The following is an 11967-nucleotide window of genomic DNA, read 5'->3' on the forward strand; positions in this document are numbered from 1 at the left end:
GCTATGGAGAGTAAACCGTGGTGGCAGGCGACAACCTGCTATCAAATTTATCTGCCGTCGTTCTGCGATGGCAATAACGATGGGCTGGGTGATTTCCCTGGCCTTATCTCAAAACTGGATTACCTGCAGTCGCTCGGGATAGGTGCGGTGTGGATTACGCCGTTTTATCCATCGCCGCTGGTGGATAACGGCTACGACATCAGCGACTACTGCGCGGTGGATGAACGTTTTGGCGATATGGATGATTTTCGCCAGTTAGTGGCGGGCTGCCATGCGCGGGGTATTCGCGTCATTATTGATCTGGTGGTGAACCACGTTTCCTCTGAGCATCCCTGGTTTAAAGACGCCTGGAATAACCCGGCCAGTCGCTATCGTGATTACTTTATTTTTCGCGACCAGCCCAATAACTGGCAGTCGTTTTTCTCGGGTAGCGCGTGGGCCGCAGAGCCAGATACCGGCCAGTACTATTATCATAAATTTGCGCCTCAGCAGGTTGACCTGAACTGGGCGAATCCGCAGGTCGAGAAAGAGATTCATCGCGTTATTGATTTCTGGATTGCACAGGGCGTCGATGGATTCCGCTTCGACGTAATTAACTTTCTCACCACAGACGGCGTGCTCGCCGATAACCCGCAAGAAGAGGGGGCGCAGAAGCACGAATACGATATTAACCAGCCAGGCATTATTACCACCCTGGAACGGCTTTGCCGTTATGTACGTCAGCGGGGGGATTTTTTCCTGATTGGCGAGATTGGCAGCGACGACTTAGCGGTACTCAAACGTTATCAAAGCCCTACGCTGATGGACGTGGTGTTTAACTTTAACATTGGTAGCCAAAAAACTTTTGATGTCGCCAGCCTCTACGCGGCGTTGAAGGCCACACTTGAGCAACAGACCGGCCTGCCCACGCTCTTTTTCTCCAGCCACGATATGTCTCGCATGATCAGCCGTTTTGGCGAAAGCGAGCGGGATACTGCACGTGCGTTGGCAGTATTGGCGCTGCAACTGACCGTCAGCGGTGTACCGTTTATTTTTCAGGGGGAAGAGCTGGGGCTGACCGACTATCGTGCGCAAAGCGCAGAACAACTGTTTGATATCCAGGGTATCACCCATTATCAAACGGCGCTGGCCGCAGGGAACTCGCCTGAAGCGGCGCTGTCCGTGGCGATGAATCACTCGCGCGATGGCTCGCGAGCCCCCATTCCCTGGCGGGATGCGCCTAATGGCGGTTTCTCATCGGTCGCACCATGGATGCCTGTCACCGGTGATGTTGCCACGCTTAATGCGCAGGCGCAGCAAGAGGACGCATCATCGCTTTGGCATCAATACCAGCAACTTATCTCGCTGCGTCGCCGCACCGACGTCTTACACCACGGTCAGCAAGGTCCGTTGATGCTAAGCAATGCGTGCATTTGGTTTTCACGTAGCAGTGCTACCGAACAGGTGTGGGTCGCAGTCAATTTTGGTGAACCTCTGCCTAACCCGTGGCACGCCATCGCAGCCGACGTTCTCTATGGCGAGGATGTCCCTGAGCTTGCGAAGAATCACTGTTTAATTAAAAGGAGAGTTTATGAACAGGCACAGTAATAACCCGCTGATCACCCCGGCAGACATCGTGCCGTCTCTGCCTGGCAGGAAGGTGGAATGCGTGTTCAATACCGGCGTGACCGAATATAACAATGAGATCATTCTGCTGCTGCGGGTCGCGGAAAGCGTGATTAGCCGCGATCCTAATCTGATTATCGTGCCGCTGCTGGAAAAAACGGATGCGGGCTGGATGGAATCGACCACGTCGTTTGATAGACGTGATGATCGCTATGATTTCAGTGACCCTCGCACCATTGTACTGAAAAGCGACCCGGCGCAACTCTGGCTGACGTCGATGTCGCATCTGCGGCTGGCACGTAGCTCGGATGGGGTGAATTTCACCATCGACGATCATCCTTTTATTATCGCCGACACCCAATATGAAGAATTTGGTTGCGAAGACGCGCGAATTACCCAAATCGACGACACCTGGTACATCAATTATTCTGCGGTTTCCTCACTGGGGATCTCAACCGCGCTGGCAACAACGCGCGATTTTGTTAGCGTCGAGAAGAAAGGGCTGATTCTGTGCCCGGATAACCGCGACGTCTGTTTCTTCCCGGAAAAAGTGAATGGCCGCTATATGGCGTTGACCCGCCCGGCTCCGTGTCACTTCGGCCACCCGGAAATCTGGATTTGCGAATCGCCAGATATGCTGCACTGGGGTAACCATCGCCACTTGCTGGGCCGCTCTGGTGACGAGTGGGATGCGCGCAAGTCCGGCGGCGGTACGCCGCTGATTAAAACCGAACGCGGGTGGCTGGAAATTTACCACGGCGTGGATGCTGACCAGCGATACTGCCTTGGGGCGTTACTCCTCGATCTTAACGATCCCACTAAAATTCTGGCGAAATCACCCGTGCCATTGCTGGAACCCGCCGCGCCATATGAGCTCGAAGGCTTTTTCGGTAATGTGGTGTTCACCTGCGGTGCGCTGATTCGTGATGATGTACTGCATGTCTGGTACGGTGCAGCGGATGAGTGTACCGCGCTGGCGACCTGGCCTCTGGATGCCCTCTGGCGTCACCTGAGGCTGGTGTGATGGTCGCCCGCGTCAGCGAACTCTATCAGCGCTATCTTGCGCAACGCACGCCGCGCACCGCTGGGAAAATACGCTTTCACGGCGTGAAAGGCGTGGATATCTACAACCCGTCCGCGCCTTTTCGTGACGCAAAGAGGTGGCTTATCGCCGCGCGTGTGGAAGCACGCGCGAGCGAAATGTCTGAGGTCTGCTTTTTTGAGTGGGATGGGCTTAACGATGCGTTGCTGGTGGAGGATGCGCCGCGTTTCGCGCTTCAGGACCCCTTCGTTTGCTGGATAGATAACCAGCGCGTTGTCGGCGGCGTAGAGGTCGAATTTGATGCGCATAACCAACCTGTACGCTGGCGCACCCAGTTCTGGGCCGGGCCATCAATTTCCCATATGCGCCTGATGACAAAGGGCCCGTGGGGAATGAAAGATATCCGACTGGTCTCTTTGCCAGATGATCGTGTGCTGGTGTTTACCCGGCCCCAGGGGGCCATTGGCGGGCGAGGGATGATTGGCTGGACGATTATTGACACGCTTAAAGATCTCAATGAGGCGCCGATCGCCAAAGCCACTTTACTGCATCATGTCGATAGTATGGACTGGTGCGGCGTAAACAGTGCGCAGTTGCTGCCAGACGGGCGTGTAGAGGTGCTGGCACATGTGGCGCATTTTGATTCGAAGTTAAACCGTCACTACTATGCGGCGCGGTTTATCTTTGATTATCGCAATGGAGAAAGTTCGCCAATCGAGATCGTTGCGTGTCGTGATGATTTTCTGCCAGGGGAGAGCAAGCGCGACGATTTGCGTGATGTGGTGTTCCCTGCGGGATGGTTACAGATGCCGGAGGGGAGGCTTCTTTTCTGCGGAACAAGCGACTGCGAAGTGCAGTGGCTGGTGTGCTGAATTGCCGTCTGCTCTCACGTTGGCCCGATAAGCGTAGCGCATCGGGCATTGTGCAAGACTGCCGGATGCGGCTATGCCTTATCCGGCCTACAAGCGTTATCTTCGTTTGCCGGGCAAGCGCCACCCGGCAAACCGCGCGCACTTACGCCAGGGCGTTCGGGCAATCTGCGCCTTTGTCGATCTGACGCAGGTTTTCCAGCGTCGTTTCGGAAATGCTGGTCAGCGCTTCGGCGGTCAGGAAAGCCTGGTGCCCGGTAAACAGCACGTTATGGCAGGCAGACAGGCGACGGAACACGTCATCCTGAATCACGTCGTTAGACTTATCTTCAAAGAACAGATCGCGTTCGTTCTCGTACACGTCCATCCCCAGCGAGCCAATCTTCTGATTTTTCAGTGCATCAATGGCGGCCTGAGAATCAATCAGCGCGCCACGGCTGGTGTTCACGATCATCACACCGTCTTTCATCTGAGCAAACGCCTCGGCGTTCAGCAGGTGATAGTTTTCCGGCGTCAGCGGGCAGTGCAGGGAGATAACGTCCGACTGAGAAAACAGCGTCTGCAGGTCGACATATTCAACGCCCAGTTCCAGCGCCGCAGCGCTCGGATAGGGGTCGAATGCCAGCAGACGCATGCCGAAACCTTTCAGTATACGCAGCGCCGCAATACCTATTTTCCCGGTACCAATCACCCCGGCAGTTTTACCGTACATGGTGAAACCGGTCAGGCCTTCCAGCGAGAAGTTGGCGTCACGGGTACGTTGATACGCGCGGTGAATGCGGCGGTTCAGCGTCATCATCATGCCGATGGCGTGTTCGGCGACGGCTTCCGGCGAATAGGCCGGAACGCGCACTACGCGCAGACCAAGCTCTTTAGCCGCATCAAGATCGACGTTGTTAAAGCCCGCACAGCGCAGAGCGATGTACTTGACGCCATTTTTCTTCAACTCTTCCAGCACCGGACGGCTGCCATCATCATTGACGAAAATACACACCGCTTCGCAGCCGTGGGCCGTTTTGGCGGTTTTTTCCGTTAACAGAAAGTCGAAAAATTCAAGCTCAAAGCCATAAGCCTCATTCACATTTTGCAGATACTTTTTGTCGTACTGCTTTGTGCTATAAACGGCGATTTTCATAAGACTTTTCTCCGGTGATTTTTGAGCCAGATTAGCATGGCTAAAATTATCTTACAATTTATAAAAAAGAGTTGATACTCAGCGCGATAGAGACGATCCTGAAGGTCAGTATAAGACCTTTATTCTTTTCCGTATCAGATAATAATCTCTGGTTCTGATGCGGTTTGCATGTAGCAGTAACGCCTCTGTCTATATGTGGCTAACACGGTAAGTTTCAACTTAAATGCGTCCGTTTCGCCAGCGCAGGCTACGCTATTAATGCACCTAAGCTTTATCTATCAGGTCTGGCATGACACAATATTGGTCATACACGGCTTTTACGCTTGATAAATCTGGATATTAATTAACCCATGAAGGGTAAATACAAAGCCGCTTTAGCGCTAATTCTGCTTATTATTCTCCTGCCGTTAACGCTGGCGATGACGCTGGGTTACTGGGTGCCGACGCTCGTCGGGATCTGGCTACCGGCCGGAACCCGAATTGCTTTTGAACAAAGCCCCAAAATTACCCGCAGCGGGCTCCACATCCCTGACCTGAGATATCTCGCGGGTGAATGTACCCTGGCAAGGGTGGAGAACGTTTCCCTTTCACACCCGAGCCGTTGGAAGCTCCATGCCGGTAGCGTCAATATCAATTCCGTCTGTTTTAGCAAACTCCCTCAAACGGATGCCGTACCGGGTGCGCCGCGCACCCTCGCTGAGTGGCAGTCGATGCTGCCAAACACCTGGTTGACTATTGATAATCTGCGTTTTGCACCGTGGGAAAAGTGGCAGGGAAAACTCACGCTGTCGCTGACCCCGCAGCGCCAGGAGATTCGTTATGACGGGCCGGACGCGAAACTCAGCGCACGCCTTGAAGGGCAATCCCTGACGGTCAGCCAGTTTGAAGCGCAGGTGATGGATAATGAACCGCCGCTGAAGCTGGTGGGGAAATTTACCATGCCGCTGGTACCGGACGGTTTGCCGGTGCAGGGGCATGTTGAATCGACATTCCAGTTGCCGCAAATTTCCCCGCTGGTGGATGCGGAACTGGACTGGAATGGCAATCAGGGGCAACTGTTGGCCATCGCGCGCGGCGAGCCGGACCCGTTACTCGATCTTCCATGGACGCTCACCGAACAGCAGCTCACGCTTAGCGATGGCCGCTGGAGCTGGCCTTTCCAGGAAGGCATTCCGCTCAGCGGACGCGTAGGTCTGAAAGTTGACGACTGGCAGAAAGGGCTGGAGCAGATGCAAATCGCGGGCCGCCTGAACGTCCTTACTTCAGGCGATGCGGGTAAAGGCAACGCCGTGCTGACGATTGGCCCCGGCAAACTCAGCATGGAAAACAGCGATATGCCGTTGCAACTGACGGGCGAAGCGAAGCAGGGAGATTTGATACTCTATGCGGTGTTGCCTGCGCATCTGAAAGGTATTCTCACAGATCCAACCCTGACCTTCCTGCCCGGTGCACTTCTGCGCTCGCGGGGCCGTATTATTGACTCCCTGAATATCGATGACATTCGCTGGCCACTGGCGGGTGTTAAAGTCGCCCGTCAGGGTGTGGATGGTCGCCTGCAGGCGATTTTAAAAGCCCATGAGGATGCCACAGGTGATTTTGTTCTGCACCTTGATGGGCAAGCCGACAACTTTTTGCCGGATAAAGGGACCTGGGAATGGCGCTACTGGGGCGATGGTCACTTTACGCCGATGCAGGCGCGCTGGGACGTGAAGGGTACCGGTGCATGGCGCGACAGCGCGATCGTGCTCAACACGCTCTCTACCGGATTCGATAAATTGCAGTACGGCACCATGACGATGGCGAAACCCCGTTTGGTGCTGGAGGAGCCCATCCGCTGGGTGCGTGATGAACAGCATCCTTCCTTTAAGGGCGCGCTCTCGCTCGATGCGGAAGAAACCACCTTTACCGGCGGCAGCGTGTTGCCGCCCTCAACGTTCAAATTTAGCGTTGACGGGCGCGACCCGACGTTCTTCCTGTTCAAAGGTAACCTGCGCGCGCAGGCGATTGGCCCGATACAGCTCAGTGGCCGTTGGGATGGCGAGCGTCTGCGCGGTCAGGCGTGGTGGCCGAAACAATCGCTAACCGTCTTCCAGCCACTCGTTCCGCCGGATCTCAAAATGGCGCTGCGCGATGGTGAACTTTATGCTCAGGTGGCGTTTTCTGCTGCTGCGGGGCAAGGTTTTGAAGCGGGCGGACACGGCGTGCTGAAGGGCGGTAGCGCCTGGATGCCGGATAATCAGGTCAACGGCGTCGATTTTGTGCTGCCTTTCCGCTTTAAGGAGGGCATCTGGGATTTAGGCACGCGTCACCCTGTCTCACTGCGTATCGCCGAAATCGTCAACCAGGTCACGGCGAAAAACGTCACCGCCGATTTACAGGGCACCTGGCCTTACAGCGAAGCGTCACCACTTCAGTTAAGCAACGTCAGCGTCGATATTCTGGGCGGCAAACTCACCATGCAACAGCTTCGCATGCCGCAGCATGATCCTGCGCTGCTGCGCCTGCAAAATATCTCGACCAGCGAGCTGATTAGCGCAGTGAATACCAAACAGTTCGCTATGTCTGGTGCGATGAACGGCGCGCTGCCGCTGTGGCTGAATAACGACAAATGGATAATCAAAGACGGTTGGCTGAATAACCCCGGACCGATGACGCTGCGCGTGGATAAAGACATGGCTGATGCGATTGTCGAGGATAATATCGCCGCCGGGGCCGCCATTAACTGGCTGCGGTATATGGAAATTTCCCGCTCGTGGACGAAAATCAATTTAGATAATCTCGGAATGCTGACCCTGGACGCGAGAATCAGCGGCACCAGCCGTGTCGATGGCAAAAGTAATACGGTGCATTTAAATTACACGCATCAGGAAAACGTTTTTGATTTGTGGCGAAGCCTGCGCTTTGGCGACAATCTACAGTCATGGCTTGAGCAACACGCGACGCTTCCGGTCTCGCGGTGTGATGGCGGCAAGGAATGTAAGGAGCAATAATGAAAATCACCATCGCTATGCTGGGCTTGCTGGCAACCACGCTGCTGTCGGGCTGCACGCCACGCATCGAAGTGGCCGCGCCAAAAGAGCCTATTACCATCAATATGAACGTGAAAATTGAACATGAGATCCACATTAAAGTCGATAAAGATGTGGAAAATCTGCTGAAGTCACGTAGCGATCTGTTCTGAGGCCAGGATGATGAAAAAACGCATATGGGCACTGCTGGCGCTGGGGCTTTTCAGCGTACAAGCGATGGCGCTGACGCTGAATGAAGCCCGTCAACAGGGGCGCGTGGGCGAGACGCAAAGCGGTTATATCGCGGCCTTAAAGCAGGATAAAGAGACGACGGCGCTGGTGCAGAACATCAATCAGGCGCGTAGTCAGAGCTATCAGCAACTGGCGGAAACAAACAATATTCCGGTCGATGAAGTGGCAAAACTGGCGGGTAAAAAGCTGATCGCCAAAGCACAGCCCGGTGAGTATGTTCAGGGGCTGAACGGCAAGTGGATCCGCAAATAATCAGCGGCTCTTACGGCGGTACTCGCCTGGCGTCAGGCCAAAACGCTGTTTAAAGGCCGTTGAAAAATGGCTCTGGTCGGTGAATCCCCAGTTAAAACCAATCCCGGCCAGTTTCTCATCTTCCCCTGCGTGACGAATCGCCTCGGCGCAAAAATCGAGGCGACGGTTACGAATATACTGCGCGACGACCAGCCCCTTATCGGCAAACATGCGGTACAGGCTGCGCACCGACATTCCCGTCTCTCCGGCGATCCACTCCGGGCGGAGCGACTCTTCGCGAATATTATCGTCAATCAGCGTGACCACCTTTTGAAACTGACGCTCGCGGCGCGGTGGGGTGGATTCACGCTGATGCAGCACCGGGCGCAGCAGGCACACCATCGCCTGTAATGCGGCTTCGCTTTCACTCTCGGACATCGCCGTGTTGTTCATGCTCTCCTGCAACAGGCTATGGCTCAGTTGCACCATTGGCAGGTTCGAGGGCAAGCGCTCGGCACAGCCGATTTTCTGATGCGGAAAATGCTGCTCCAGCAGGGTGCGCGGCAGCAGCAGAGAGATTTGACGTGAATCCTGTTCCCAGTACAGCGAGCACGGGCGGGAGGCATCAATCAGCGAGATATCCCCCGCGCCAATCACCACCTGACGGTCGTCCTGCTCCATCATCGCCTGACCACTCAACTGAAACACCGTATAAAACCAGGCGTCATCGCTCCCTTTGATTTCCTGCGAGGTGCGAAACAGCGTGGCGCCACGGGTGGTGACGGTGCTGAGTTTCAACCCTTTGGCATAGCTGGTTTCCAGCTTGCCGACAAAATCGTCCGCCAACGGATTCCCGGCAAAATTGCCGCATACCTGATTAATCTGGGTCAGCCAGTGCTCAAAATCACGATTAACAACGGGGGTCATGGCTCTGTATCGCTCTGTTAAATGTTTTATCAGTGTTGCATTTATGTTGCGTTAAACGAAGCTAATGACGCTGACTATAGGAAAGAAGTCTCACAAGTTATAGGGGGGAGGTCGACTATTGTCGCTATTTGCGGAGCCTGTCACAGCAGACAAAACGAATGTCACGGGGAAAAAAGCGCCATTCTCACAGAGTGAGTAGACTGAAATCACGATGGGTGAGTAATAAGGAAAATCTATGTCAGAGGCAAACGTAGCGGTACTTAATAACGTACAACAATTTCTCGACCGCCAGCACGGTCTCTGGATCGATGGCCAACAGGTGCCGTCACAGAGCGATAAACGGCTGACGATTTTTAACCCGGCGACCGGGCAGGCAATCTCCTCTACCCCTGATGCCAGCGTGGCAGACGTTGACCTGGCGGTGATGTCGGCGTGGAAAGCGTTTGTATCACGCGTTTGGGCGGGGCGTTTACCGGCAGAGCGTGAACGTATCCTGCTGCGGTTTGCAGATCTGGTTGAGCAGCATAGCGAAGAGCTGGCACAACTGGAGACGCTGGAGCAGGGCAAATCCATCGCTATTTCCCGCGCTTTTGAAGTGGGTTGTACCCTGAACTGGATGCGCTATACCGCCGGGCTGACGACGAAGATCGCCGGTAAAACGCTGGATCTTTCCATTCCATTGCCGCAAGGTGCGCGCTATCAGGCGTGGACGCGTAAAGAGCCCGTGGGCGTGGTTGCGGGCGTGGTACCGTGGAACTTTCCGCTGATGATTGGTATGTGGAAAGTGATGCCCGCGCTGGCAGCAGGTTGCTCCATCGTCATTAAACCGTCCGAAACCACGCCACTCACCATGTTGCGCGTAGCGGAACTGGCGGTAGAAGCAGGCGTCCCGGAAGGCGTATTTAACGTGGTGACCGGGTCCGGCGCGGTGTGCGGCGCGGCGCTGACGTCGCATCCCCACGTGGCGAAAGTGAGCTTCACTGGATCGACCGCGACGGGTAAGCAGATCGCGCGTACCGCCGCCGATCGTCTTACCCGCGTGACGCTGGAACTGGGCGGAAAAAATCCGGCGATTGTGCTGAAAGATGCGAACCCGGAGTGGGTGATTGAAGGCCTGATGACCGGGAGCTTCCTCAACCAGGGTCAGGTGTGCGCCGCCAGCTCGCGCATTTATATTGAAGCACCACTGTTCGACACGCTGGTCAGTGGTTTTGAGCAGGCAGTGAAGTCGTTACAGGTGGGGCCAGGTATGTCGCCATCTGCGCACATCAACCCGCTGGTTTCGCGCCTGCATTGCGATAAAGTGCTCTCATTCCTTGATGATGCCCAGGCCCACAATGCAGAACTGATTCGTGGCGCAAACGGCCCGGCGGGCGACGGTTACTATGTTGCGCCGACGTTGGTGGTTAACCCGGACGCGAAGCTACGTTTAACTCGTGAAGAAGTCTTTGGCCCGGTGGTAAACCTGGTGCGTGTCGCCGATGGCGAAGAAGCGTTGCGCCTGGCGAATGACACCGAATATGGCCTGACCGCCAGCGTCTGGACGCAGAATCTGTCACAGGCGCTGGAATACGGCGACCGCTTAGAAGCTGGCACAGTATGGGTCAACAGCCACACCTTAATCGATGCCAACCTGCCGTTTGGCGGGATGAAGCAGTCCGGCACCGGACGCGACTTCGGGCCAGACTGGCTGGATGGCTGGTGTGAAACGAAATCGGTGTGTGTGCGGTATTAAGTTTATCCTTCATTAAAGGCGATAACAGTGTTTAGCCTGTCCACTTTCAACAGGAAAGAGGGCAGGCTAAGCATCCCCTCATTATAAATCTCCTCGCACATCCGACCTCTTCTCTTTTCGATATGATTTCATGCTGGTAATATAAATCGTGCAATGCCTTAATAATTGATTGTTGTTATAAAGAAACATATTTAATTTGTCACGATTATAGTCGTGATTGGTGCCTTATATCTATACAGGGAATTATGTGATGAACATCTCAAAGGATGCAGGGAAAATAGTTGGTGTTTTCGGTTGGGCGAAATTTAGATTTATAGGATGTATAGTTTGTGCAGTAATATTCATTGGTGTTGCTATTCTTTGTTTTTCTTTAATGAACATCCCCACTTCAAGAGAAGCTGCGCACGGTGGGGCTTATTTTGATACAACGGGTTGGCCTGTATCACCCTTTATATTATTTATGAGTGTCGGTGGTGGGTTGTTGATTCTGGCCGCGATTACTTTTCTCGTTGCCAGGTCGGTTAAAGCAAAATATACCTTCACCGTGTATGAAGGAGGCATAGCCAGTCGATGTGGCGGGAAAGAGACCTATATCCCCTTTAGAGATATTGAGGATGTCTATCTCTTCTCTGTTGGTCGTGGAAATTACTCGGGTGAATTAAATTCACTGGCTTACCGTAAGTCCAGACAAAATGACTGGATTATCATTTCGCTGTTAAATACCGATTCGGAAAAGCTGATTTCCTTGTTCCGGCAGCTTCATGCTGAGCAAAGAAGCAGAGCGTTGCAGGAAAAAATCGAGCAGGGACAAAAGGTGAGGTTTGACTATGTTAGCGCGAAGAATGTGTGGTTAAAGCGGGCATTCGCATTACGAATTGCAGATTATTTAAAAATAGATGCATCCTTAAAGGCTCTTTATCTGACGAAAGAGGGTATTGTTATTGATGAGAAAAACATCGTCATCAATAAGACGGATTGCATAACGAATGACAGCTGGGTAGAAAATCTGTATGTGCTTGATAGTCATGGTAGCAAGAAATTCTCAATGATGTTTCCAACGATAATTTCTGGGGATGCCTTTATTACGACTTTAAATAAAGTAATTGAAACGAAAGATTAATGCTCGATGTAGGCCGGATAAGGTGTATTAGTCGCGACTTGAT

At 53.7% G+C, this 11967-nt stretch carries 10 protein-coding genes; 8 read left to right on the forward strand and 2 right to left on the reverse strand.

From position 1 onward, the window contains the following. Positions 1-3: 3 nt before the first annotated feature. From F0Q32_RS21070 to F0Q32_RS21080, 3 genes are read left to right on the forward strand one after another with little or no spacing between them, the layout of a single operon-like run. Positions 4-1587, forward strand: a complete 1584-nt coding sequence (locus tag F0Q32_RS21070; RefSeq protein WP_149464644.1) for an alpha-glucosidase — start codon at positions 4-6, stop codon at positions 1585-1587. Continuing rightward, the gene (locus F0Q32_RS21075) at positions 1571-2629 is read left to right on the forward strand and encodes a glycoside hydrolase family 130 protein (protein ID WP_149464645.1); all 1059 of its coding nucleotides are present in this window, start codon (positions 1571-1573) and stop codon (positions 2627-2629) included. The genes F0Q32_RS21070 and F0Q32_RS21075 overlap by 17 nt, the downstream gene beginning before the upstream one ends. Next, positions 2629-3519, forward strand: a complete 891-nt coding sequence (locus tag F0Q32_RS21080; RefSeq protein ID WP_149464646.1) for a DUF1861 family protein — start codon at positions 2629-2631, stop codon at positions 3517-3519. Before F0Q32_RS21075 ends, F0Q32_RS21080 begins: the two co-directional genes overlap by 1 nt. 142 nt (positions 3520-3661) lie before the next feature. Here the strand turns inward: F0Q32_RS21080 and F0Q32_RS21085 are convergent, their stop codons facing one another. Further along, entirely contained in the window at positions 3662-4651 is a 990-nt protein-coding gene (locus tag F0Q32_RS21085; RefSeq protein WP_149464647.1) for a 2-hydroxyacid dehydrogenase, read from the reverse strand. 350 nt (positions 4652-5001) lie between these two features. On the opposite strand from F0Q32_RS21085, the gene F0Q32_RS21090 reads away from it, so the two are divergent. The 3 genes from F0Q32_RS21090 to F0Q32_RS21100 are packed head-to-tail and all read left to right on the forward strand — an operon-like array spanning position 5002 to position 8163. Then, the gene (locus F0Q32_RS21090) at positions 5002-7641 is read left to right on the forward strand and encodes a YdbH family protein (RefSeq protein WP_149464648.1); all 2640 of its coding nucleotides are present in this window, start codon (positions 5002-5004) and stop codon (positions 7639-7641) included. Then, positions 7641-7832 carry a YnbE family lipoprotein gene (locus tag F0Q32_RS21095; protein WP_015964564.1) on the forward strand — a complete coding sequence of 64 codons (192 nt, stop codon included), beginning with the start codon at positions 7641-7643 and terminating at the stop codon, positions 7830-7832. The genes F0Q32_RS21090 and F0Q32_RS21095 overlap by 1 nt, the downstream gene beginning before the upstream one ends. 10 nt (positions 7833-7842) lie before the next feature. After that, complete coding sequence (locus F0Q32_RS21100) at positions 7843-8163, forward strand: YdbL family protein (protein WP_370516897.1); 321 nt, start codon at positions 7843-7845, stop codon at positions 8161-8163. Here the strand turns inward: F0Q32_RS21100 and feaR are convergent, their stop codons facing one another. Then, a complete protein-coding gene (feaR, locus tag F0Q32_RS21105; protein ID WP_149464650.1) occupies positions 8164-9069 on the reverse strand; it encodes a transcriptional regulator FeaR in 906 nt (301 codons plus the stop codon). A gap of 235 nt (positions 9070-9304) precedes the next feature. Here feaR and F0Q32_RS21110 point away from each other — a divergent pair, with 235 nt between their 5' ends. Next, positions 9305-10804 carry an aldehyde dehydrogenase family protein gene (locus tag F0Q32_RS21110; protein WP_149464651.1) on the forward strand — a complete coding sequence of 500 codons (1500 nt, stop codon included), beginning with the start codon at positions 9305-9307 and terminating at the stop codon, positions 10802-10804. A gap of 250 nt (positions 10805-11054) precedes the next feature. Continuing rightward, positions 11055-11924, forward strand: coding sequence for a hypothetical protein (locus F0Q32_RS21115; RefSeq protein WP_149464652.1), 870 nt, complete (start codon positions 11055-11057; stop codon positions 11922-11924). Positions 11925-11967: the final 43 nt, after the last annotated feature.

Origin of the sequence: Pseudocitrobacter sp. 73 (assembly GCF_008369545.1) — a bacterium.
Taxonomy (GTDB): domain Bacteria; phylum Pseudomonadota; class Gammaproteobacteria; order Enterobacterales; family Enterobacteriaceae; genus Pseudocitrobacter; species Pseudocitrobacter vendiensis.

Bases quoted from the DNA above. Each gene is read 5' to 3' on its own strand.
- F0Q32_RS21100 (WP_370516897.1), top strand. From the start codon at position 7,843: ATGAAAAAACGCATATGGGCACTGCTGGCGCTGGGGCTTTTCAGCGTA.
- F0Q32_RS21085 (WP_149464647.1), bottom strand. From the start codon at position 4,651: ATGAAAATCGCCGTTTATAGCACAAAGCAGTACGACAAAAAGTATCTG.
- F0Q32_RS21070 (WP_149464644.1), top strand. From the start codon at position 4: ATGGAGAGTAAACCGTGGTGGCAGGCGACAACCTGCTATCAAATTTAT.
- F0Q32_RS21115 (WP_149464652.1), top strand. From the start codon at position 11,055: ATGAACATCTCAAAGGATGCAGGGAAAATAGTTGGTGTTTTCGGTTGG.
- feaR (WP_149464650.1), bottom strand. From the start codon at position 9,069: ATGACCCCCGTTGTTAATCGTGATTTTGAGCACTGGCTGACCCAGATT.
- F0Q32_RS21095 (WP_015964564.1), top strand. From the start codon at position 7,641: ATGAAAATCACCATCGCTATGCTGGGCTTGCTGGCAACCACGCTGCTG.
- F0Q32_RS21075 (WP_149464645.1), top strand. From the start codon at position 1,571: ATGAACAGGCACAGTAATAACCCGCTGATCACCCCGGCAGACATCGTG.
- F0Q32_RS21090 (WP_149464648.1), top strand. From the start codon at position 5,002: ATGAAGGGTAAATACAAAGCCGCTTTAGCGCTAATTCTGCTTATTATT.
- F0Q32_RS21110 (WP_149464651.1), top strand. From the start codon at position 9,305: ATGTCAGAGGCAAACGTAGCGGTACTTAATAACGTACAACAATTTCTC.
- F0Q32_RS21080 (WP_149464646.1), top strand. From the start codon at position 2,629: ATGGTCGCCCGCGTCAGCGAACTCTATCAGCGCTATCTTGCGCAACGC.